The sequence below is a fragment of the Paraburkholderia mimosarum LMG 23256 = NBRC 106338 genome (genome assembly GCF_000739815.1).
Lineage (GTDB): Bacteria > Pseudomonadota > Gammaproteobacteria > Burkholderiales > Burkholderiaceae > Paraburkholderia > Paraburkholderia mimosarum.
In genome coordinates, this window is sequence record NZ_BBJJ01000020.1 from 1 (window position 1) to 21854 (window position 21854).

Here is a 21854-nt window from a genome sequence, read left to right on the forward strand (position 1 = left end):
GCGGCAAAGAAAGTAGGCAAAGAAAGCCGCTCACACCGCCCATGCCTGCCACCATTCACCTCTCGTCGTAAATCGTGAATGGCTCCGGAGCGTCTGTCACCTCGCACCTTCAAAGCCAGTGACAAGGCGCTCATTCATCCCGCCGCTCGCTACGCGCGCTGCGGAAGGGTCTGCATGGGAAACCGAGGGGCATGGCAAGTGTCGCGAGAACGCACGCACGCCAATGTTTTTTTCGTTATGCCATTCGGGGCGCGGAGCGCCGCCGGACGGACGAGCGCCTTGTCACTCCGTCTGTGGGCGAGTGGTGACGGACGCTCCGGAGCCATTCACCATTTACGGCGAGAGGTGAATGGTGGCTGGCGCTGGCGGTTTGAGCGGCTTTCTTTTGCCTACTTTTCTTTGCCGCGGCAAAGAAAAGTAGGTGCCGCCCCGCACAGGGGCAACGCCTGCATACCGACGCGAATAGAAGGAAATGCCAAAAGGGCAAAGAACCGCAATAAAAAAACGCCAGAAGATAAATCCGTATGGATCACTTAACGTATATGGTGATCTTCCTGGAATAAACAGGCGGATTATGCGGCACATGATGGGCATCCCCCATCAGCAACTGCAGCGTATGCTTGCCCGGCGGCAACTGCAGCATAGTCTCCGTCTGCCCCGCCCCGAAGTGCAGATGATTGCGATCGGAAGGAATGGGCTGATCCATGGGCGGCAGGTCGGTGTCGACCAGCAAGTGATGGTGCCCGGTATTCGGAAACTCGACGTCCGAAGGCGCTACGCCCATGTAGCGCAAGCCAAACCAGACGCGAAAGGGCCGCCCGGCCGGCATCACCTGGCCGTCGTTGGGCCACCCGATGTACACGTGCGCCTTGGGGTCGGCCGGCGTCGTGCCCGCGTGCGCCGCGCCGCCCGCAAGCAGCGCAAGGCTGGCAGCAAAAACAAGGAACCTGTTCATGGCATGCACTCCCGCTTCCGGCTGAGGTCGGACTACTTCACCGTGATCGTGATCTTCTTCGAATACACCGGCGGATCGTGCGGCACGTGGTTATAGTCGCCCATCAGCAACTGCAACGTGTGCTTGCCCGGCGGAAGCTCGATACGGGCCTCCGTTTCCCCCGCTCCGAAGTGAAGATGATTGCGGTCCGACGGTATCGGCTGATCGAGCGGCGGAAGGTCGGTGTCGACGAGCACATGGTGGTGGCCAACGTTGGGGCGGTTGATTCCCTTCGGGCAAACGCCCATGTTGCGCAAGCCCATGCGCACCCAGAACTTGCCGGTGGGAATCGTTGCGCCGTCCGGCGGCCAGATGATGTACACCTCCGCGCCGGGCGGCGACGCGGTGCGCTCGGCGAACGCCAGGCGCGGCGTCAGGGCGGCCGCTGCCAGGGCCAGCAGGATCTCTCTTCGCTGCATTTTGGTGCTCCTCGTTCGGCTGACGGCCACTCGGCTTTCGAATTCGGTGCGTGTTCTACAGCTTAGGACGGATTCAACCGCATGGACATAAATCGGCGCGTTGCGCGCAAGCAAGCCCGTTACTGCATCACCCGGTGCGCGTGCTATTTTGTAGTTGTGCGCTAACAGTGCTTGCACCGATGGCGGTCCGAGTCGATCGCCCCGGCGACTGCCGCGGGGTAGCGCACCGTCGGCATTGAAAGGCGATGGCGCCTGGCTCGTACCGGCATGGCGCCTCGCTGGCCCCCTGACAGGGAGAACGAATATGTGGCGGCTATGGGTGCCTCTGTGTGTATTGATCTCGCTCGGCGTGACCTCGACTTCAAGCGTGGCCGAGCCCGTTGCGCAAGATTCCGGCGTGTACAAGGCCGCCCGGCAACGCCATGGCGTTGCGGTCATCCGCGTCGGGTTGATGCCGAAAGACACGTCCGAAGAGTACGAAATCACGTTCTGGAATTCGATCAAGGACAGTCAGTACGCCAGCGACTATGAAGCGTATCTGAAGGCTTATCCGAACGGACGTTTCGCTCCGCTCGCCCAGGCGCGCCTCGCACGCTTGCATGCGAACGCATCGAACCCTGCCGCCGCGCCTGCCACGCACGAGGCCAGCAACCCGGCGGCCGCCTCGCCCGCGCAATCGCCGCAGTCAAAAGCCCCGCCAGCGGCAGCCGCACAGACCAAGGCGGCACCCGCCAGTGCGCCGCCCGCTCAGGCATCCGCTCAGGCATCCGCTCCTGCGCCCGCTCCGCCCAAGGCCGCCGTTGCCGCCGCCAAACCCGGACCGCACGACATTCAGGACTGCTCATCTTGTCCGATCTTGATACCCGTGACGCCCGGCAACTTCACGATGGGCATCGATACCGACGACGCATCCGAAAGGCCCGCGCACCGCGTGACCATCGGCCATAGCTATGCGCTCGCCAAATACCCGGTGACCGTGGCGCAGTGGAACGCCTGCGTTACCGCGAGTGCCTGCCCGCGCTTGTCGAACGAGAACAACGCTTCGCCGAATGCTCCCGTGCGCGATCTGAGCTGGGACGACGCGCAACAATACGTGAAATGGCTCTCTAAAATCAGCGGCAAGCCGTACCGCCTGCCCACCGAGGCCGAATGGGAATATGCGGCGCGCGCCGGCACTGAAACGCGTTACTGGTGGGGCAACGACATGCGCAAGGGAACCGCGAATTGCAAGGATTGCGGGCCGCCCTGGCATGTCGAGGCGCCCGACGACGTCGGCTCCTTTGCAGCCAATGCCTTTGGCTTCTACGACATGGCGGGCGGCGTCTGGGAATGGGTCAGCGACTGCTGGCACAACTCGTACAAGAATGCGCCGAGCGACGGTCACTCGTGGGACGAACCCAACTGCCAGGCGCGCGTGATTCGCGGCGGATCATGGCGCGACGGCGCGGGCTATATGCTCGCGGCCACGCGCTTCAAGTACGACAGCAGCGTACGCTACAACGCCAATGGATTTCGGGTGGCGCGCGATATGAAATAACGAGCCCACGCGTCTGGCTTATCGTCGCGCGTTTTCGCTTCCTTGAATTTAGTTATCCCATTTAATAGACTAATGAACCAGGGGCAATCGCTCGCAACCCAATATCCCACTTCCGACATTCAAGGTATTAGATAGTCAAGCGCTCTACCGTCGTTGGACGCGCGTAGGGTTCCGACCGCCGTACGTGGAGGCGCAGCATGGCTTGGGTTCCCGTCACCCGCCGAACGTTCCTCAAGGCCATGGGGAGCGGCGCGCTTACGGTGTCGGTGAGTTCCGTCGCGAGCTTCACAGGTGCATGTTCTTCGCAGCGTGCGGCCTTCGGCCCCGGCTCGAACATCGCCGCGAACGCCCACCCCACGCCCGAGACGGCGGATGGCGCACCCGAATGGGCGCCGGAACCGGGCAAGGCGCGCTGGCGGATCGAGGGCGTACGCAAGGTCACGGGTGCGAAAATCTACGCGCGGGACTTCAAGGCGCGCGACTTCGACGGCTGGCCAAAAGAGGAAAACTGGCTTTACGCCCTGAGATGCAATTGCGTCGACAAGAAATTCGAAGGTTTCGATCTGGGCATATTGCCTCACGATCTGCGCCCCATCGCCGTGATATCGAACTCGACGCTGAACAATAATCGCGTCGCGCTTTCGACCAGGCAGGATCCGATTCACAACCAAGATATCTTTCTTTTTGCCCAGGAAGGTGCGCCCGCCAATTGCTATGGTCAGCCTGCCGCCCTGCTGATTTTCGAAGACTTCGATACCTGGCGTCGCGCGAAAAAGCTGCTCGACTTCAACGCCTCCATGATCCGCTATGGCGCCACGGTGCCGCCGGACGGTAAGCCGCCCCCCGTCTATTCATCGCCCAAGATTTACGTGCGCGACGACGAAAAGGCGTTTTCGAACCTCCTGATGGACGCGGACAAGCACGGCAATCCCACCCCGGCATTCGTCGACACATGCCACAACATGGCAAACCATGTTCGCGATGTGGCGGCGCGGCACGTCGAAAGCAGGGCGTGGCACCCGTTCCGGGCGGAATTCACGACGCCCGCGATCGATCCCCTGTTCATGGAACCGGAAGCGGGGCTGGCCTGGTTTGAAGCGGACGCCGGTCGTCTGCACATGGTGCTGGGCTCGCAATCGCCGCGCGACGACGGTACTTCCGCGCTCAATCTGTTCTCGAACAGCAACATCCACGTTACCCACGTTCACGTGCTGGGCTGCTACCCGGGCGGCGGATTCGGCGGTCGCGACAAATCGTATTTCCCGCTCTATCTCGCGCTTGCGGCACCTTTCGCAAAGGGCGCCTTGCGCTGGCAGCAGTCACGTTATGAGCAGTTCCAGGTCGGGCTCAAACGCTCGGAGACCCAATTCACGGAATCCATCTGGGTCGACAACTCGGGGAAGATTCAGGCATTGGACAGTTCTTTCCGTCTAAACGGCGGTGGCAAGGAAAACCTTTCGGGCGCCGTTGGCGATCTGGCCGCCATGAGCGCAATGAGTTGCTACGACATTCCGCGCGCGATTGCACAAAGCTCCGTGACCTATACGTCCGAGGTCTTCGGAGGTTCGCAGCGCGGTTTTGGGGGCCCGCAGGCTTACATCGCCATCGAAACGCTGCTGGACGAGGCCGCGCACTCGCTGCACAAGAGCCCGTTCGATATCCGGCGCAGCAATCTGCTCGTCAAAGGCAGCGGCAAAACCCTGACTGGCGCGCCCATTCTGTTCGACCTTCAACTCAAGGAGCTGCTGATTCCGCTTGAAAATCATGTCTTGTGGCGCAACCGGGAAAGTGTGCGCGCGCAACGACACAAACAGCGGCTGCGCTATGGCGTCGGGCTTGCCATGTCGAATCAGGCGTACGGCACCGGCAAAGACCCCGTCTTCGCGATGGTTCAGATTCAGCCGAACGCGGGCGTGCGGGTGCTGACTCACTACACGGACATGGGCAACGGCGCGGCGACGACCTTGGGCCTCGCCCCCGCCACCTGGCTCGGACAAAACGCGCAAGAGATCACCATGAGCGAGGTGGAGGCGTTTGCCGCGATCCCGGGCTTCGATGTCTCGACGCTGGGCATATGGCCCGACAGCCGAAGCAAATCCATCTACAGCGCCTATGGCTCGTCGAGCGCCTGCCTCGGGGCATTCCAGCATTTTCAGGCAGTGGACCGCGCCGCCATGGTGTTGTTGTTGCAAAGCGTGCTGCCCGCCGCACGCGCGATATGGAGTAGCCCGCGTATCGAACGGCAAGACGTGAAGTGGGTCAAGGCAAAGCTCACTACCGCTGGCCACCCGCCGATCAGCTGGCCGGCCTTGCTCGACAAGATCAATCGCTTGCAACTGCCCACCGTGGCCGCCGTCCATGTCACTTACGCAGGCGCTTTCTGGACGAGCAAATACGCGTTCGAGTCGGGCGCCGTCGAGATGGACTGCGACTTCGTGGCAGTCGGCAACGACACGCACCATCTGCACAGCGTGCCGCACGGCGAAGTGATCGCACCGCCGAATGCCGTCGGCTTCGGCCGCACCAACTACGCGCCCGCTGCCGCGCTGGTCGCGCTGTCCGTGAGCCCCGAGAGCGGGCGCGTGAGAGTCGAGCACGTCGTCACGACGCTCAGCGCCGGGCGCCTGATTTGCCCGGAGATCGTCGAAGGCCAGTCGCACGGCGCGGTGGCGATGGCGATGAGCAACGTGCTGAGCGAAACGTGTCCGCTGGGCAATGACGGCCCCGGCAACGGCACGTGGAATCTCGACCGGTACCTCATTACGCGCATGACCGACGTCCCGCGTCAGGAGTTGATCCCCCTGCCGCCGCCCGTGGGCAAGGAGCACCACAGCGCGCGTGGAATCGGCGAAGCCGTGATGTGTCCCATTGCGCCGGCGCTGTTGAATGCGCTGGCGATGGCGACCGGGCATCGCTTCACGCAAACGCCCGTCACGCCAGAGCAGCTCCGGGGGGCCCTCACATGAGCGAGGCAGGGATCCGGATTCACGTGAACGGGCACCCGGTCACGGTGCCCGCGGCCGATGCCGATATGAGCCTCGCCGAATTCCTTCACGAACGCCTCGATCTCACGGGCACCAAGGTTTGCTGCGGCATCGGCGTGTGCCGGGCGTGCACCGTAGGCATGCGCAGCAGCAGCGACGCGCTGATGGAAAAGACGCTGGCGTGCGTGACACCCGTGAGCGCGGTCGCGAATCAATATGTCTTCACCGTCGAGAGCCTCGCGGACGGCAACCAGCTTTCACCGCTACAGCAAAGCTTTCTCGAGTCGTTCGCGTTTCAGTGCGGCTACTGCACGCCGGGCTTCCTGATGGCGGCCACCGCCATGCTCGAACATCTGAAGGCGTATCGTATCGGGGCGGACCAGCTCGATGCGGCAATCGACATGTGGGTGGGCGGGAACCTGTGCCGGTGCACGGGGTACGTCAAGTACCGGGAGGCGATCCGCAAAGTCGCGCAACTGCAGATGAAACACGGAGGATGACAATGTCGGTCACACTCCGCCTCGCCGCCGCGTGCCTATTGCTTGCCGCGCCGCTCGCGGCCATGACGCACGAACAAACCTTGCTCGAATACGGCGATCAATGTGCTAAGGAGATCGGCGAAATTCCCCCCTTCGACTGCAATGACGGCACCGACATCCCTATTACGATCGACGGGAAGCCGCCCGGCCCACGCGAGTCACCGACGCATTGCGACAAGCCATCGCTGCTTTCTCCCGCTTCAGGAACAGCAGGACAATGCATGCCCTTTTCGAAGATATTGAATCTCTCGCGCGGCAATACGCAGATTTCGGCGTACTGTCGCCGCGACATCCTGCGCGACGACAAAGATCCTCACTATGACCTGGTGGTCGTCGTGATGCATCACTCCGGCAGCGGTAAGACCTGCTGGTTCGCATCGAACCCACCGCCGCTTCCGAAGTCGAAAACGGCGGTGCCCGCAAGCGGCATCGACGCCACACGCGTGCCGCCACCGAACGAGAGAGTGACGCCGGCCGGGCATCTCACCGCGGTGGAATTCTGGAAGTCACCCAAAGACGTTGCCGCCAGCAAGCCAGGCCAGCCTACCTGCCTCCAATGTCACGATGCGGGGCCCGTCATCTTCAGCCCATATATCGGGCAGGTGTGGGACAAGGTGCCCACCGATCCATGGGGAAAGTATTCGAGCATCGGCCCGGCTTTCTCGTCGTATCACCTCTGGACGATGAGCACGCCAGGTAACACGTGCATAGGTTGCCACCGCATCGGCAGCGAGCAGAGCTGCACGGCTTCTTATCTCCAGCTCTCGACTGGCGGGAAAAACGCGCCAGGCGGCAACGCGCTCGCCAACCGTTATCCGCTCAGCCACTGGATGCCGACCGACAACAACATGAGCAAGGTAGAGTGGGAGGCGGCCAACGTCGCATCGGTCAAAGCCTTGCTCGACTGCTGCGCCGACAAATCACATAAAAGTCCGAACTGCACCTTTACGCCCATGCCCGGTAACACGAATGGCAGGTAGCGTAGCCGCTCTGGCGTGACGCTTGGCCCGGCGGGCGCACGCCGGTCAGTTACACGCGGTGGCACACTGCGAGTTGCATGCGCACGCGCAGGCCCGCCGTTCGCGCAGTCGGCGGAATCCCCGCCCAGGTACCGCAACCGACGCCACAATATTCTTCTTCCCGAATCGTCATCACGGGTATGGAACCGCTGCACACCCCGAACCCGCTCACCGCGCAGGACCGCGAAATCGCCGACGCCGTTGCCCGCGAGCGCCCGAGGCTGCGCAATTTCATCCGTCGCCGGGTGATCGATCAGGACGAAGCCGAGGACATTCTCCAGGACGTATTCGAGGAACTGGTCGAAGCCTGGCGGCTGCCGGAGCCCATCGAGCAGGTGGGCGCGTGGCTCTTTCGCGTTGCGAGAAACCGCATCATCGACCGGTTCCGCAAGCGCAAGGAAACGCCGCTGCCCGACCAGGCGGACGACGACAGCGAGTACCGTCTGGACCTCGCGCTGCCTTCGCCCGACGCCGGGCCGGAAGCCGCTTACGCCCGCGCGGCGCTGCTCGACACGCTGCGCGCCGCGCTCGACGAGCTGCCCGCAAACCAGCGCGAGGTGTTCATCGCCCACGAACTGGACGGACGCAGTTTCAAGGAGATGGCGGCGGCAACGGGCATCGGCATCAACACGCTGCTCGCGCGCAAACGTTATGCGGTGCTGCATCTGCGCGCGCGACTGCGGTCGTCGTGGGACGGCTTCGAGTTTTGAACCGAAGGAGATATCGAATGAAGTTTCGCCGGAAAATATTCGCCAAGGCGCTGCTGATGGTCGTGGTCATCGCACTGCTGGGCGGCATCGTCATGGGCCTGTGGAACTGGATCGCGCCCGCCCTCGTCACCGACGCGCGCGCCATCGACTATCCGCACGCGCTCGGCCTGCTCGTGCTCTGCCGGATCCTGTTCGGTGGCTTTCGCGGTCACGGCGGCTGTCACCGGCACATGCGCCGGGAACACTGGCAGCACTGGCAAGCGTGGCAGCGCATGACGCCTGAGGAGCGCGAGCAGATTCGCGACGGGGCGACGCCGCCGTCGCAGCAACCCACGCCCTGAACGACCGGCCAGGCCACGCGCTGGCACAATCCCGCTTTTCGTCGATCCGCAGGAACCATCCATGCCAGAAGTCGCCGCCCGTCCGTCACGCGTCGCGCCCCTCTTCGCCCTCCTTCCCTTCCTGCGTCCTTATGCGGGGCGGTGGGCGCTCGCCTTCCTCGCGCTCGTGACGTCGGCGAGCGCGACGCTCGCGCTGCCCGTGGCGTTCAAATACCTGATCGATCGCGGCTTCGCGAGCGGGAACCGCGCGCATATCGACCGCTATTTCATTGCGCTCTTCGTCGTTTCGCTGATTCTCGCCGCGGCGACGGCGCTGCGCTTCTATTGGGTTTCCTGGCTCGGCGAGCGCGTGACGGCCGATTTGCGGCGCGCCGTGTACGGCCACGTGATACAGATGAGCCCGCAGTTCTTCGAGACCACGCAAACGGGCGAGGTGCTCTCGCGTCTCACCACCGACACGACCTTGATTCAAACGGTAGTGGGCACCAGCCTGTCGCTCGGCTTGCGCAACGTGCTCCTGATGATCGGCGGCGTGGCGATGCTGGTCGCCACGAGCCCCGTGCTGTCCGGCTACATCATCGCGACACTGATCGTGGTCGTCGCGCCCATCGTCATCTTCGGAAGGCGCGTGCGGCGGCTCTCGCGCGCGAGCCAGGACAAGGTTGCGGACGCAAGCGCTTTGGCGGGCGAGGTGCTCAATGCGATGCCGACCGTGCAGTCGTATTCACAGGAGGCATTCGAGGCAAAGCGCTTTGGCGGCGCGGTGGAAACGGCGTTTGAAACCGCGCTCAAGCGCATTCGCGCACGCGCCGGGTTGACGGCCGTGGTGATCGTGTTCGTGTTCGCCGCCATCGTGTTCGTGCTCTGGCTGGGCGCGCAGGCGGTGCTGGACGGCGAGATGACGGCCGGCCAGCTGTCCCAGTTCATTCTCTATGCGGTGTTCACGGCCGGCGCCGTTGGCGCGGTAGCCGAGGTATGGGGCGATCTGCAGCGCGCCGCCGGTGCCACCGAACGCCTGCTGCAACTGCTCGCCGCGCGCTCGCCCGTGGCGCAGGCCGCGACCACCGTGCCGCTTCCCGCGCTCGGAGCAGGCATCCGCTTCGACAACGTGAGCTTCTCCTATCCGTCGCGGCCCGGCACTGCCGCCCTCAGCGAATTCTCGCTCGACGTGCGGCCGGGAGAGCACGTCGCCCTGGTGGGACCGTCCGGAGCGGGCAAGACCACGCTCTTTCAATTGCTGCTGCGCTTTTATGATCCGCAGTCGGGCAGCATCGGCATCAACGGCGTGCCGACGCAGCAGGTGTCGCTCGCGGCGTTGCGCCAGGCCATCGGCGTGGTGCTGCAGGAGTCCGTGATCTTTTCGGGCAGCGTGCTCGACAACATCCGCTACGGCACGCCGGATGCCACGCTCGAAGCCGTCCAGCGCGCCGCCACGATGGCCGCCGCCGCGGGCTTTATCGAGGCACTCCCGCAAGGCTACGACACGTTCCTCGGCGAGCGCGGCGTGCGCCTTTCAGGCGGCCAGCGTCAGCGCATCGCAATCGCCCGCGCGATCCTCAAGAACCCGCCCATTCTGCTGCTCGACGAGGCCACCAGCGCGCTGGACGCCGCGAGCGAGCGGCTCGTGCAAACGGCGCTGGACAATGCTGCGCAGAACCGCACGACGCTCGTCATCGCGCATCGCCTTGCCACGGTGCAGCAGGCGGACCGTATCGTCGTCATGGAAGAAGGCCGCATCGTCGCGCAAGGCCGCCATGGCGAATTGCTGCAAACTTCACCGCTCTATGCGCAGCTCGCGGCGCTACAGTTTGAAACGCAGCACCACGCGGCCCCTCGCCATTTGCCTCACAACGCCATATAAAACGAGCGGTACAAGAACATCTCAAACCCTACCGCTCGGGACGAAGCGATAGCACCACAAAGCACTTCCAAACGAACCGGCGCTGTCACCGTCCCGGCTCTGTTGGGGCACGGTTTTTGCGCGCCACCGGGACTCACGGCCTTGCGATTTGCAGATGGCCATATCGCCCACGTATTTTGGGGGTGCGCAATGAATGCCGATCAATCAGGAGCCCCGCTCCTTTCGGAGGAAGACGCCCATCGCCAGCTGCGCCGCGCTGTCATCGCCAGCACGATCGGCACGACGATCGAATGGTACGACTTCTTTCTCTACAGTACGGTCACCGGGCTCATTTTCGCGAAACTGTACTTTCCTGAATCCGACCCGCTCGTCGGCACCCTCCAGGCCTTTCTGATCTACGCCGTGGGCTTCGTTGCCCGCCCGGTCGGCGCGGCCATTTTCGGCCACTACGGCGACCGCGTCGGCCGCAAGGCCACGCTGATCGTGACGCTGCTGCTCATGGGCTTCGCGACCTTCGCCGTGGCCTTTGTTCCGACTTATGCGTCGATCGGGATCTGGGGCGCGGTTCTGCTCACGGTGCTGCGCTTCATACAAGGTGTAGGCGTAGGCGGCGAATGGGGCGGCTCGGTGCTGATGTCGATGGAATGGGCTCGCACCAATTCGCACCGTGGCTTCGTCGCTTCGTGGCCGCAATTCGGTGTGCCGGCGGGACTCTTTCTCGCCAATCTCGCGGTGCTGGCCATCAGCCGGATTTCCGGCGATAACTTCACGACATGGGGATGGCGCGTGCCGTTTTTCCTGAGCATCGTGCTCGTTGCAATCGGCCTTTATATCCGGTTGAGCATTCTCGAAACGCCGATTTTCGCGAAGCTTCTCGCCGAACGCAGGATCGAGAAAACGCCGATGCTCGAAGTCATCCGCCGCCAGCCCAGGGACATCCTCCTTTCCGCGCTGGCGCGCATGGCCGAACAGGCGCCGTTCTACATCTACACCGCCTTCGTTTTCACTTACGGCGTCAAGACGCTGCACGTTTCGCGGGACCTCATGCTCACGGCCGTGATGGCGGCCGCCGTGCTGCAGCTCGTGACCATTCCGCTATTCGGGCACGTATCCGACGTGATTGGCCGCAAGCGCATGTACATGATCGGCGCCGTAGCCGTGGGCCTATTCGGCTTCATTTACTTCGCGATGGTCGACACGAGGAATCCGGCGTGGATTTTCGCGGCCGTCGTGCTTTCGCTCGTGCCGCATGCCATGCTCTACGGGCCGCAGGCGGCGCTCATCGCCGAATCGTTCACGGGGCGGCTGCGTTACAGCGGCGCCTCGCTCGGCTATCAGCTGGCTTCGGTGATCGCGGGCGGTCCCGCACCGTTGATCGCCACCGCGTTGTTCGCGTACTACCGCTCCGGCTACGCGATCGCCATCTACATTCTCGCGTGCGCGGCGGTCAGCCTCTTCGCCGCCTGGCGCATGGGCGATTACACCAACAAGGACATTTCGCTCGAATACGACGACATGCGCACACAACGCGATCGCGGGCACGCTTCGCGGCCAGCATGAACGACGCCTGAAAAACGAAGCGCGCCCCTGCCTCATGATGAGTAGGGGCGCGCGCAGGTCATGCCGCTACAGCTTGCGATCCCGGGCGATCAGATCTTCGGCGCCGTGTCGAGCGCGAGGCCCGTCACCGGATCGAGGTACAGCTTGCGGTCGTCGTGGCCTTTGCCGCGGCGATCGAAGTCGAACATGCCCATCATGCTGCCCGACGTCGCATCGAACGAACCGCCGCCAATACGCTTGCCCTCAAGCCAGTTGTCCTCGATGAAGCGCACCACGGAGGCCTGGTCGATCAGCGTGTGGTCGACGTAGTTCTCCTTCGCCCACGGCGAGATCACCACGAACGGAATGCGCGTGCCGGGGCCGCAGCGGCCGTTCACCGGTTTGCCGTTCAAGCCGTTGGGCGCCGAACCCGTGCCGCAGATTCCGGGGCCATCGAGCTGGTCGGCAACCGAGTCGAACGATGCACTGGTCGGCAGCGCGTAGGCGTGGTCGTACCAGCCATCGGAGTCATCCCACGTCACGACAACGGCGGTCTCGTCCCATTCCTTCTGCTGCTGCAGGAAGTTGACCACCTTGGCGACGAAGGCCTGCTCGTCGAGCGGATCCGAGTAGCCAGCGTGACCGTCCTGGTAGGCCGGGGCCTTCAGGAAGCTCACCGCCGGATAATTGCCCGCCTTCACGGCATTGAAGAAGTCGTCGGAATCGTACTGGTGGTTCGCCGGATCAGGATTCCCATCCTTGCCCCTGCTATGCCCGATCGCGGCAATCGAGCTCGGGCGCAGATGCTGCGGATTCGACGTCGAAGCGTAGTACTGGAACCAGTTGTGATGCGGAATATAGTCGGCCGTTGCGGAGCCGACGACCGTCGACAGCGTGCTGCGCTTGCAGCCCGTCGTGCCGTTGCTGTTCGTCGTCGCGAGGTTGAAGCCGCCCATGAAGCCGCCCCACGAGATGTTGCGCTCGTTCAGCAGATCGCCGATGTTCTTGCCTTGCATTTGCGCCTGGTCGGTCGCGCTCGAGCAGAGATCGTAGGCCGGGTCGACGTCATTGATCATCGTGAAGCCGCCCTGGCCGTCGTTTACGTAGTACGAACCGGCAGCGGACGGCTGCTTCGTTGTCTTCACAACCTTCATGCCGTTGGTCTGCCCCGCGATCACTTCGAGCGCGCCCGGCGTCGAAGGCCCGTAGGTCGACGTGTACGCGTTGTCGCTCATCGCGAAGTGCTGCGCGTAGTTCCACAGCGCGGTGACCGTGTTGCCGTCGTAATAGCCCATCACCTGGCCCGTCGTGCCGAACGCGCTGGCCCCGCCGCTCGTGCCTCTACCCGTGTACTTCGGGAAGAGATCGGCCGCGCCGTTGTCGTAGGCTTGCTCCTCCGCCGTGTAGGCGTGGTTCTGGTCGGCCGTGGCCGCCTGCGTGCGATCGAGGCGGAAGGGATTGGACGCGCCCGCGCCATTCGCGGGATTCGTGTTCGGGTTGCTCGTCAGCAGCGTGCCCGAAAGGCCGTTCACCGAGGGCGTGCCGGGCTGCGCGTTGAACGCCGGCTCGCCGGACGGGTTGGTTGCGTGCGGATAAGTCGCGAAGTAATGGTCGAACGAAACGTTCTCGCCGTAGATCACGACCAGATGCTTGATCGGCGTGGCGGTGCGACCTTCGTGCGGCTGGTGGTTCCAGTCATGATCTTCACTGGCACTCCACGCGATTGTCGATGCGAACGCTGCAGCGGTGAGCGAACCCACTGCGATGTGACGCCATTGCATATTCGGCTCCAGGTTGGATTCGTATTGTCGGGATCACCGCGAAGCCGAGGCACAGGGAGGATCCAATCCGCATCGTGGCGTCCATGCCAGTCGAATACGGTGGCTACACGGCTAGGGGATTAGAGCATCGGGGTATGAACACCTGGAGACAAACACCTTACGAAATATTTTCGATTGGGTGAGCCTGGCGTTCGAATCGGCGCAAGGGCGCCGCTTTGCGGCGCGAGCCATTGACCAGAAGGATGAGCTGGTTAGCAAACGAGGTGAAACGGGAACGGGGGAGTTGTGCGGGCACGGGACGCGTCGCTGGTCACGCTGCAACGCTGCCGCGCTTAGATGAAGCTGAGGCCCCCGTTGACGGCAATCGTCTGTCCGGTGACGAAGCCGTTGCCGACCACCATCATCACGATCTGCGCGACTTCCTCTGCAGCGCCCAGCCGTCCGACGGGCAGTCGCTCGGCGATGTTCGCTGCCTTCAGCGGCGCGGCCATTTCGGTGTCGATGGGCCCCGGTGCCACGGCGTTCACGGTGATGCCTTCGCGGGCCACGCGCGCCGCATAGCCGCGAGTGAGGCCTTCAAGGCCCGCTTTCGACGCGTTGTAGTGAACACCGACCGCCCCGGCGCCGCGCGCCGCGACCGAAGAGAGATTGACGATGCGGCCCCAGCGGCGAGCGCGCATCCCAGGCAACACCGCCTGGGTGCAGAGAAACGCCGACTTGAGATTGACGGCGAGCGTATGGTCGAATTCGGCTTCCGTGAGCACGTCGATGTCGCGGAATGTTCCCGTGCCCGCGTTGTTCACGAGCACGTCGATCGCACCCAGGCCGCCTTCCACCTCGGCGACCATGCGCGCGACTTCATCTGCCGCCGATACGTCGGCGCGCACCGCCAACGCGCGACCCCCGGCGCCTTGAATCAGCGTCACGACCTGCGCGGCCTCGTCCGCGCGCTGCCGGTAATTCACGGCGACAGCCGCGCCGGCCGAGGCCAGCGCAACGGCGATGGCGCGTCCAATGCCGCGCGACCCTCCGGTCACCAGCGCAACGCGATTATTCAGATCGGGCAGCAGAACGGGCATATCGGCGGGCATGGCGGATTCCTCTCTCCAGCAAAACACTCCTGATTCACGATGTTTTCCGCGCAAAACACCCGTTTCGCGCGCTCACGGCGCCGTGCCGATGCCGCCGCCCGGGCCTGCCAGTTCACCGTATTCGCTCATTGCCGGGCCTTGCGCGGCATGGCGGGCGCTCGCGCGGCCGTGGCGAGCCAATGTGCCTTTGCGCAACCGTGCACGGCGCCGCGGACCGGAAACCGGGTCCATGTAAAACATGACGAGCGTGCCTGCCGCGGCCGCTGCCGCAAGATGGATCAGAGCCTTCATGGATGCCTCTCGATGGTTGCAACGCATGCAAAGCGCGGACATCGGCGCGTTCGCTGCAATGGCCCCAAACGCCGGTTCATTCGGTCCGCGCCCACATTATGCCGCTGAGACGGCGCTGCCATCGCGGCGTTGCCGTACCTTTCGGATATGCCCCACGGCGCGGGGCGTTTGGGCTCTGTGGCGGGAACGGCACGTTCAACTAGTATTTGATGTTCCGCTTTTGCTGGCGGCCTTCCTGCTTCGTATTGCGCTTGTCTTGCCGGCATTGGGCGTTGCTCTTCTCGTTCGCGGCCCGGCAGTCGACCTTGGTCGAGCGCGCCTGTTGTTTGGCCGCCTGGTTGACGTTCCTGCCTTGCTGGCGCTGTTGCGACTGAGTGGTTGCAAGCGCGCCGCCCGATAGCGTGAGGAGTCCGGCTGCGGCCAGCATTGCAGCGGTGCGCATCCAACGTCCGCATCCTGATTCGACCATTTTCGCTCTCCCTCGTTGTCTGGTTGAAACGGCGCACCTCGCGCCTTCAGGCATCCCCCTCATCCCACCGCTCGTCCCTCACCTGCACGACGCCGGCCTCCACGCGCACCGCGAATACCGCAACGTCTTCATACGCAGGCGGTGCAAGCACCTTCCCCGTCTTGATGCAAAAACGCGCGCCGTGGCGCGGACAAATGACCACATCGTCCTCCACGTCGCCGCCGGTGAGCACGCCGCCGTCGTGCGGACAGGTGTCCTCGATCGCGTAACAGGTCCCGCCGAGATTGAACACCGCGACCTGTGTGCCGTCCACGTCCACGCTGCGCACCGAGCCCGGCGGAAAATCGCTCAATGAGGCCACGTCCACCCAATCTGCCATGTCAAAGCATCCCCAGTTGCAGCAGGGCCGCTTCGGACATGCGCGCTCGTGTCCATGGCGGCTCCCACACCAGCTCGACACTCGCCGCGCTTACGCCTTCAACGTCGCGCACGCAGTCTTCGACCGTCGCCGGAAACGTCTGCGCAACGGGGCACCCCGGCGCGGTCAGCGTCATGTGGATCGTCACGCGCCCCGCCTGTGCATCCACGTCCAGCCGATAAACGAGCCCGAGATCGTAGATATTGACCGGAATCTCCGGATCGAACACCGTGCGAAGCGCCTCGATCACGCGTTCGCGCAAGGCGCTGCTCGCGGCCGAATCGGGTTCATTGCGCGGGTGGCTCTGCAAAGTGCTATCGGTGCTCATCGTCATGCCTTTCCTTGCACGCGTGCCGCGCGCTCATTCGGTGGAGACCGTGCCGCGCTCGTCGCGCAACGCGGCGTGCAGCGTATGCCACGCGAGCGTCGCGCACTTGATGCGGGCGGGAAACTCGCGCACCCCTGCCAGCACCGCCAGCTTGCCGAGCCCTTCATCGGGCACGGGCCGGTCAGCGGGCGCCGTCGCCATTGCGTGGAAGCGTTCGAATAGCGCTTCCACTTCCGCTTGCGTGCGGCCCTTGAGCGCCTCGGTCATCAACGAAGCCGAAGCCGTTGCGATCGCACAGCCCGCGCCCTCGAACCCGGCGTCCTTGACGACGCCCTCTTCGATACGCAAGTACAACGTGATGCGGTCGCCGCACAACGGGTTGTACCCTTCGGCGCAATGGTTCGCGCCGGGCACGGTGCGGCAGTTTCGCGGCCTCCGGTAATGGTCGAATATGGTTTCCTGATACAGCTCGCGTAGATTGCTCATAGCGGGAACATCTCCTCCACGCGCGCGAGGCCGTTCACCAGCGCGTCGATGTCGGCGCGCGTGTTGTACAGCGCGAACGAGGCGCGCACCGTGGCGGGCACGCCATAGCGCGCCATCACCGGCATCGCGCAATGATGTCCCGTGCGCACCGCCACGCCGCACTGATCGAGTATCGTGCCGATATCGTGGGCATGTGCGTTGTCCATGACGAACGAGACGATACCCAGCTTATCCATGGCAGTCCCAATCATTCTCACATGGCGGTTCGAGCGGAGCGCATCGTCCGCATAGGCGAGCAGATCGGCTTCGTGCCGCTGCGCCGCTTCAAGGCCAATCGCGCTCACATAATCGAGCGCCGCCGCAAGCCCGATCGCCCCCGCGATATTCGGCGTGCCTGCTTCGAAGCGCCACGGAATGACGTTGTACTCGGTCTTTTCGAAAGAGACGGCGCGTATCATGTCCCCGCCGCCCTGCCACGGCGGCATGGCCTCGAGCAGCGCGGCCTTCGCGTACAGCGCGCCGATGCCGGTCGGCCCGTAGACTTTGTGCCCCGAGAACGCATAAAAATCGCAATCGAGCGCGGTCACATTCACGCTCAGATGCGCGATCGCCTGAGCCCCGTCGATCAGCACCGGCACGCCACGCGCATGCGCAACCTCGATCAGCCGCGCGACCGGATTCACGGTTCCCAGCGCGTTCGACGCATGCGCGAGCGCGACGATGCGCGTGCGCGCCCCGAGCATGCGCTCGTATGCATCGACGTCGAGCGCCCCCTCATCGTCGATGGGGACCACCTTCAGCACCGCTCCTGTCTGCGCGCAGACGAGTTGCCAGGGCACGATATTCGAGTGGTGCTCCATCGCGGTGATGAGCACCTCGTCGCCGGGTTGCAGGCGCGGCCGCGCGAAGCTTTGCGCGACGAGGTTGATCGCCTCGGTGGTACCGCGCGTATAGACGATTTCCCGCTCGCTCGCCGCGTGAATGAAGCGCGCAATGCGTGCGCGCGCGCCTTCGTACGCATCGGTCGCGCGCTGCGACAGCAAGTGCACGCCGCGATGGACGTTGGCGTTGTCATGCTCGTAATAGGCCTCTATGGCGGCAATCACGCTCGCGGGCTTTTGGGTGGTGGCGGCGTTGTCGAGGTAGACGAGCGGCCGGCCATGCACGCTTTCGCGCAAGATCGGGAAGTCGCGACGCCATGCCATCACGGTTTGCGCGTCGGGAAGACTCACCGGTTCGATCAGGTTCATGAAAGTCCCCGCAGGCATTCGCCACCGGGCAGGCGCGCCAGCAATCGCTGCGTGAGCCGGCTGCGCAGCGCCGCATTATCCACGCGGTCCACACTCGCGCGCGCGAACGCCCATACGAGGAGCGCGCGCGCCATGCGTTCGTCGATACCGCGCGAGCGCAGATAAAAGAGCGGATTCTCGTCGAGCTGGCCGACGGTCGCGCCGTGCGTGCATTTCACGTCGTCGGCGTGAATTTCCAGTTGCGGCTTCGTGTCGATCTCGGCGTTGCGCGAGAGCAGCAGGTTGTCGTTTCCCTGGTGCGCGTCGGTCTGCTGCGCGTCCTGGTGAACGATCACGCGGCCATCGAACACGCCATGCGACGCACCATCGAGCACGCCCCGGTAGTATTCGCGGCTCGTGCCGCGCGGCATTTCGTGGTCGATACGCGTGTGGTGGTCAACGTGCTGCCGCGCGGTGACGAAGTACAAACCGTTCAGATCGACGTGGGCGCCTTCTGCGCCGAGCCGGGTGTCGATCTGCGTGCGCGACAGCGCGCCGCCAAACGCGAACGAATGCGAGGTGAACTGGCTCGCCCGTTGCTGCGAAACGCCGATGTGCGCGATATGAAAGGCGCTGCGAGCCTCCTGCTGGATTCGGCAATGCTCGACCCTGGCTTCGTCGTCGACGATGATCTCCGTTTCGGTATTGACGAGATAGGCTTCGTCGCTGATGCCGGTGAACTGCTCGACGATCGAACAGCGCGCGCCCCGTTCCGCCACCACCGCATTGAACGAATGCATGGCGAGCGTGGCTTCGCTGCTGAAGAACAGCACATGGATCGGCCAGTCTATCGCGCAGCCGGGCGGCAGCACGACCACATAGCCGTCGCTGCGAAATGCGGCGTTGAGCGCCGCGAAGCCGTCCTCCGGCGCGCGGCGCGCCATGATCGCCTCCAGACGATCAGGAATCCTGCGCATGGCCTGGGCGAGCGAGCCGATGAACGCCCCTTGCGGCAACGGCGGCAAAGACGACAGCTTCGGCACGTGGCGGCCGTTCACGAACACGAGCCGGCCAGCCGCCTCGGCGGGCACGAGATCGTCGATCAGGCGCGCGTAGTCGGCATGTGTGCCATCTGATGGCACGAAATTCCAGTGCGGTTTCGTAATCGGCGTCACGTTGGTGTATTTCCACGCTTCCAGTTGCGTACCGGGAAAGCCCAGCGTTTCGAAACGGTCGAACGCGTGGCGCCTCGCCTTGCGCAACCAGGGCAGCTCGACGCCCGCCAATGTTCCCGCCATCGTGCGGAAAGCCCCGCGGTAATGCTCGCGCGTTGATTCGCTCATCGTTGCTCCCTGCCGGACGCGGGGTATGCCGCCCCGGCTTCCAGCCCATCATTTTCGTGCGCACCGAGCCAGCCATAGCCCTTGCTTTCCAGTTCGCGCGCAAGCTCGCTCGTGCCGGAGCGCACGATGCGCCCCTGCGACAGCACGTGCACGTGGTCCGGCACGATGTAGTCGAGCAAGCGCTGGTAGTGGGTAACCAGTACGATGGCCCTGTTGGCGTCGCGCATCTGGTTCACGCCGCGGGCGACCACTTGCAGCGCGTCGATATCGAGGCCGGAATCGGTCTCGTCGAGTATGGACAGACGCGGCGCCAGCACGGTCATTTGCAGCACTTCGTTGCGCTTTTTCTCGCCGCCCGAGAATCCTTCGTTCACGCCGCGGTACAGGAGGTCTTCCTTCATTTCCATGTCCGCGAGCTTCTGCTTCACCAGGGCGAGAAAATCCATCGCGTCGAGTTCCGGCTCGCCGCGATGCCTGCGCTGCGCATTGAGCGCGGCCTTGAGCAGATAGATATTGCTCACGCCCGGTATTTCCACCGGATACTGAAAGGCGAGAAAGATCCCCCGGCGCGCGCGTTCATCGGGCGCGAGCGCGAGCAGGTCGCAGCCGTCGTACTGCACGCTGCCCCCCGTGACCACGTAATGCTCGCGCCCCGCCAGCACATGGGCGAGCGTGCTCTTGCCGGAGCCGTTCGGCCCCATGATCGCGTGCACCTCGCCCGCATTCACGCGCAGATCGAGACCACGCAGGATCGGCTTGTTTTCCACTTCGACATTCAGATTGCGGATTTCCAGCATTCGTCGCTCCCTGTCAACCTACACTGCCCTCCAGGCTCACACCCAGCAGCTTCTGCGCTTCCACGGCGAACTCCATGGGCAGTTCCTTCAGGACGTCCTTGCAAAAGCCATTGACGATCATCGACACCGCGTCTTCTTCGGAAAGCCCGCGCTGCTGACAATAGAACAACTGATCTTCGCCGATGCGCGACGTCGTGGCTTCGTGCTCGACCTTCGCGCTCGGATTCTTCACCTCGATATAGGGAAACGTGAAAGCGCTGCATCGATCGCCGAGCAACAGCGAATCGCACTGGGTGTAATTGCGCGCGTTCTGAGCCGAGCGCGCCATTTTCACGAGCCCGCGGTACGCATTCTTGCCGCGCCCCGCCGATATCCCCTTCGAAATCACCGTGCTGCGCGTATTGCGCCCGATGTGAATCATCTTCGTGCCGGTGTCGGCCTGCTGGTAGTGATTGGTGAGCGCCGCCGAATAGAACTCGCCAATGGAGTTATCGCCCTGCAAGATCACGCTCGGGTATTTCCATGTGATGGCGGAGCCGGTTTCGACCTGCGTCCATGAAATCCTGGCGTTGGCTTCGCGGCAGTCGCCACGCTTGGTCACGAAGTTGTAGATGCCGCCGCGCCCTTGCGCGTCGCCGGGGTACCAGTTCTGCACCGTCGAATAGCGGATTTGCGCGCCCTCCAGGGCAACGAGCTCGACCACGGCGGCGTGCAGCTGGTTTTCGTCGCGCATTGGCGCGGTGCAGCCTTCCAGATAGCTCACATAAGCCCCTTTGTCGGCCACGATCAGCGTGCGCTCGAACTGGCCCGTGTTGCGCGCGTTGATGCGAAAGTACGTGGACAGCTCCATCGGGCAGCGCACGCCCGGCGGGATGTAGCAAAACGAGCCGTCGCTGAACACCGCCGAATTGAGCGTCGCGAAGAAATTGTCGGTGTAAGGCACGACCGAACCCAGATACTGGCGCACGAGGTCGGGGTGATCGCGCACCGCATCGGAAAACGAGCAAAACACAATGCCCAGCTCCCCGAGCTGCCGCCGGAATGTCGTGGCGACGGAAACGCTGTCGAACACCGCGTCCACGGCCACGCCCGCCAGCATTTCACGCTCCTGAAGCGGCACGCCCAGCTTTTCGTACGTTCGTAGCAGTTCCGGATCGACTTCGTCCAGACTCGTCGGCCGCGTCGCCTGCGTGCGGGGCGCGGAGTAGTAGGCGATGCCCTGGAAGTCGATCGGCGGATGCTCGATGCTCGCCCAATGCGGCTCCGTCATCGTGAGCCAATGCCGGTATGCGGCGAGCCGCCATTCGAGCATGAACGCCGGTTCCTGCTTGCGCGCGGAGATGAGCCGGATGACGTCTTCGGATAAGCCGCGCGGCAAGGTGTCCGCCTGCACGTCCGAAACGAACCCGTGCCGGTATTCCCGCCGCAGCATTTCCTCGATTCTGGTCGCGTGTGTATCCATGACGTTATTACGGTCTCCTTGATACTCAGGATTTCATTCTAGAGCCGCTGTCAAAACCCTGGCATGGCCGGGGTTAAGCGCGCTCTGGCGCAACGCGTACGGGTGGAAACCCAGGCATGCGCGATGCGAAAGACCCTGCTGACGTTGGAGGAACGACAGCGCATGATGGGCTCACTGTCGATATGGTCGGATATCGTTGCCTTCGAAGCCTTGGCG

The 21854-nt window shown here is 63.7% G+C and carries 21 protein-coding genes; 8 read left to right on the forward strand and 13 right to left on the reverse strand.

Going from position 1 to position 21854, the window contains the following annotated elements:
- Positions 1-529: 529 nt before the first annotated feature.
- Both BMI01S_RS16540 and BMI01S_RS16545 read right to left on the reverse strand, forming a co-directional pair.
- A complete protein-coding gene (locus tag BMI01S_RS16540; protein WP_028212516.1) occupies positions 530-955 on the reverse strand; it encodes a DUF4399 domain-containing protein in 426 nt (141 codons plus the stop codon).
- Between the two features lie 32 nt (positions 956-987).
- Complete coding sequence (locus tag BMI01S_RS16545; protein WP_028212515.1) at positions 988-1413, reverse strand: DUF4399 domain-containing protein; 426 nt, start codon at positions 1411-1413, stop codon at positions 988-990.
- A gap of 304 nt (positions 1414-1717) precedes the next feature.
- Between BMI01S_RS16545 and BMI01S_RS16550 the strand changes: the two genes are divergently transcribed.
- The 8 genes from BMI01S_RS16550 (at position 1718) to BMI01S_RS16585 (ending at position 11964) form a co-directional block, all read left to right on the forward strand.
- Positions 1718-2950, forward strand: a complete 1233-nt coding sequence (locus BMI01S_RS16550; protein ID WP_081723403.1) for a formylglycine-generating enzyme family protein — start codon at positions 1718-1720, stop codon at positions 2948-2950.
- 197 nt (positions 2951-3147) lie between these two features.
- Positions 3148-5916, forward strand: a complete 2769-nt coding sequence (locus tag BMI01S_RS16555; RefSeq protein ID WP_028230892.1) for a xanthine dehydrogenase family protein molybdopterin-binding subunit — start codon at positions 3148-3150, stop codon at positions 5914-5916.
- Positions 5913-6434, forward strand: coding sequence for a (2Fe-2S)-binding protein (locus BMI01S_RS16560; protein WP_028230893.1), 522 nt, complete (start codon positions 5913-5915; stop codon positions 6432-6434). Before BMI01S_RS16555 ends, BMI01S_RS16560 begins: the two co-directional genes overlap by 4 nt.
- Before the next feature lie 38 nt (positions 6435-6472).
- Positions 6473-7453 (forward strand): hypothetical protein, encoded by a 981-nt coding sequence (locus BMI01S_RS16565; protein WP_255217804.1) that lies wholly within the window; start codon positions 6473-6475, stop codon positions 7451-7453.
- Positions 7454-7632: 179 nt separating this feature from the next.
- Complete coding sequence (locus BMI01S_RS16570; protein WP_028230895.1) at positions 7633-8202, forward strand: RNA polymerase sigma factor; 570 nt, start codon at positions 7633-7635, stop codon at positions 8200-8202.
- A gap of 17 nt (positions 8203-8219) precedes the next feature.
- Positions 8220-8543, forward strand: a complete 324-nt coding sequence (locus BMI01S_RS16575; RefSeq protein WP_028230896.1) for a hypothetical protein — start codon at positions 8220-8222, stop codon at positions 8541-8543.
- A 61-nt stretch (positions 8544-8604) separates the two neighbouring features.
- Positions 8605-10404, forward strand: a complete 1800-nt coding sequence (locus BMI01S_RS16580; protein WP_042289912.1) for an ABC transporter transmembrane domain-containing protein — start codon at positions 8605-8607, stop codon at positions 10402-10404.
- A 189-nt stretch (positions 10405-10593) separates the two neighbouring features.
- Positions 10594-11964 (forward strand): MFS transporter, encoded by a 1371-nt coding sequence (locus BMI01S_RS16585; protein ID WP_028230897.1) that lies wholly within the window; start codon positions 10594-10596, stop codon positions 11962-11964.
- An 89-nt stretch (positions 11965-12053) separates the two neighbouring features.
- On the opposite strand, the gene BMI01S_RS16590 is transcribed toward BMI01S_RS16585, so the two are convergent.
- The 11 genes from BMI01S_RS16590 to sufB form a co-directional block, all read right to left on the reverse strand.
- On the reverse strand, positions 12054-13724 hold the full coding sequence (locus tag BMI01S_RS16590; RefSeq protein WP_028212508.1) for a phospholipase C: 1671 nt from the start codon (positions 13722-13724) through the stop codon (positions 12054-12056).
- A gap of 332 nt (positions 13725-14056) precedes the next feature.
- Positions 14057-14803 (reverse strand): SDR family NAD(P)-dependent oxidoreductase, encoded by a 747-nt coding sequence (locus BMI01S_RS16595; RefSeq protein ID WP_028212507.1) that lies wholly within the window; start codon positions 14801-14803, stop codon positions 14057-14059.
- A gap of 84 nt (positions 14804-14887) precedes the next feature.
- Positions 14888-15106, reverse strand: a complete 219-nt coding sequence (locus tag BMI01S_RS16600; RefSeq protein ID WP_028212506.1) for a hypothetical protein — start codon at positions 15104-15106, stop codon at positions 14888-14890.
- Between the two features lie 199 nt (positions 15107-15305).
- A complete protein-coding gene (locus BMI01S_RS16605; RefSeq protein WP_042289915.1) occupies positions 15306-15575 on the reverse strand; it encodes a hypothetical protein in 270 nt (89 codons plus the stop codon).
- Between the two features lie 46 nt (positions 15576-15621).
- On the reverse strand, positions 15622-15954 hold the full coding sequence (locus BMI01S_RS16610; RefSeq protein WP_028230899.1) for a non-heme iron oxygenase ferredoxin subunit: 333 nt from the start codon (positions 15952-15954) through the stop codon (positions 15622-15624).
- Position 15955: 1 nt separating this feature from the next.
- Positions 15956-16321, reverse strand: a complete 366-nt coding sequence (locus BMI01S_RS16615; RefSeq protein WP_036019289.1) for an SUF system Fe-S cluster assembly protein — start codon at positions 16319-16321, stop codon at positions 15956-15958.
- A gap of 33 nt (positions 16322-16354) precedes the next feature.
- On the reverse strand, positions 16355-16807 hold the full coding sequence (sufU, locus tag BMI01S_RS16620) for a Fe-S cluster assembly sulfur transfer protein SufU (protein WP_028212502.1): 453 nt from the start codon (positions 16805-16807) through the stop codon (positions 16355-16357).
- Positions 16804-18057: an aminotransferase class V-fold PLP-dependent enzyme gene (locus tag BMI01S_RS16625; RefSeq protein ID WP_028230900.1), complete on the reverse strand. Its 1254-nt coding sequence runs from the start codon at positions 18055-18057 to the stop codon at positions 16804-16806. The genes sufU and BMI01S_RS16625 overlap by 4 nt, the downstream gene beginning before the upstream one ends.
- Positions 18054-19379 carry a Fe-S cluster assembly protein SufD gene (gene sufD, locus BMI01S_RS16630; protein ID WP_028230901.1) on the reverse strand — a complete coding sequence of 442 codons (1326 nt, stop codon included), beginning with the start codon at positions 19377-19379 and terminating at the stop codon, positions 18054-18056. Before sufD ends, BMI01S_RS16625 begins: the two co-directional genes overlap by 4 nt.
- A complete protein-coding gene (gene sufC / locus BMI01S_RS16635; RefSeq protein ID WP_028212499.1) occupies positions 19376-20176 on the reverse strand; it encodes a Fe-S cluster assembly ATPase SufC in 801 nt (266 codons plus the stop codon). Before sufC ends, sufD begins: the two co-directional genes overlap by 4 nt.
- A 13-nt stretch (positions 20177-20189) precedes the next feature.
- Complete coding sequence (gene sufB / locus BMI01S_RS16640) at positions 20190-21638, reverse strand: Fe-S cluster assembly protein SufB (RefSeq protein ID WP_028230902.1); 1449 nt, start codon at positions 21636-21638, stop codon at positions 20190-20192.
- Between the last annotated feature and the right edge of the window lie 216 nt (positions 21639-21854).

Coding starts and splice junctions, on each gene's coding strand:
- BMI01S_RS16615 (WP_036019289.1), bottom strand. CDS start 16,321: ATGAGCACCGATAGCACTTTGCAGAGCCACCCGCGCAATGAACCCGAT.
- BMI01S_RS16545 (WP_028212515.1), bottom strand. CDS start 1,413: ATGCAGCGAAGAGAGATCCTGCTGGCCCTGGCAGCGGCCGCCCTGACG.
- BMI01S_RS16550 (WP_081723403.1), top strand. CDS start 1,718: ATGTGGCGGCTATGGGTGCCTCTGTGTGTATTGATCTCGCTCGGCGTG.
- BMI01S_RS16555 (WP_028230892.1), top strand. CDS start 3,148: ATGGCTTGGGTTCCCGTCACCCGCCGAACGTTCCTCAAGGCCATGGGG.
- BMI01S_RS16625 (WP_028230900.1), bottom strand. CDS start 18,057: ATGAACCTGATCGAACCGGTGAGTCTTCCCGACGCGCAAACCGTGATG.
- BMI01S_RS16585 (WP_028230897.1), top strand. CDS start 10,594: ATGAATGCCGATCAATCAGGAGCCCCGCTCCTTTCGGAGGAAGACGCC.
- BMI01S_RS16540 (WP_028212516.1), bottom strand. CDS start 955: ATGAACAGGTTCCTTGTTTTTGCTGCCAGCCTTGCGCTGCTTGCGGGC.
- sufD (WP_028230901.1), bottom strand. CDS start 19,379: ATGAGCGAATCAACGCGCGAGCATTACCGCGGGGCTTTCCGCACGATG.
- BMI01S_RS16595 (WP_028212507.1), bottom strand. CDS start 14,803: ATGCCCGTTCTGCTGCCCGATCTGAATAATCGCGTTGCGCTGGTGACC.
- BMI01S_RS16610 (WP_028230899.1), bottom strand. CDS start 15,954: ATGGCAGATTGGGTGGACGTGGCCTCATTGAGCGATTTTCCGCCGGGC.
- BMI01S_RS16570 (WP_028230895.1), top strand. CDS start 7,633: ATGGAACCGCTGCACACCCCGAACCCGCTCACCGCGCAGGACCGCGAA.
- sufB (WP_028230902.1), bottom strand. CDS start 21,638: ATGGATACACACGCGACCAGAATCGAGGAAATGCTGCGGCGGGAATAC.
- BMI01S_RS16590 (WP_028212508.1), bottom strand. CDS start 13,724: ATGCAATGGCGTCACATCGCAGTGGGTTCGCTCACCGCTGCAGCGTTC.
- BMI01S_RS16560 (WP_028230893.1), top strand. CDS start 5,913: ATGAGCGAGGCAGGGATCCGGATTCACGTGAACGGGCACCCGGTCACG.
- BMI01S_RS16580 (WP_042289912.1), top strand. CDS start 8,605: ATGCCAGAAGTCGCCGCCCGTCCGTCACGCGTCGCGCCCCTCTTCGCC.
- sufC (WP_028212499.1), bottom strand. CDS start 20,176: ATGCTGGAAATCCGCAATCTGAATGTCGAAGTGGAAAACAAGCCGATC.
- BMI01S_RS16575 (WP_028230896.1), top strand. CDS start 8,220: ATGAAGTTTCGCCGGAAAATATTCGCCAAGGCGCTGCTGATGGTCGTG.
- sufU (WP_028212502.1), bottom strand. CDS start 16,807: ATGAGCAATCTACGCGAGCTGTATCAGGAAACCATATTCGACCATTAC.
- BMI01S_RS16605 (WP_042289915.1), bottom strand. CDS start 15,575: ATGGTCGAATCAGGATGCGGACGTTGGATGCGCACCGCTGCAATGCTG.
- BMI01S_RS16600 (WP_028212506.1), bottom strand. CDS start 15,106: ATGAAGGCTCTGATCCATCTTGCGGCAGCGGCCGCGGCAGGCACGCTC.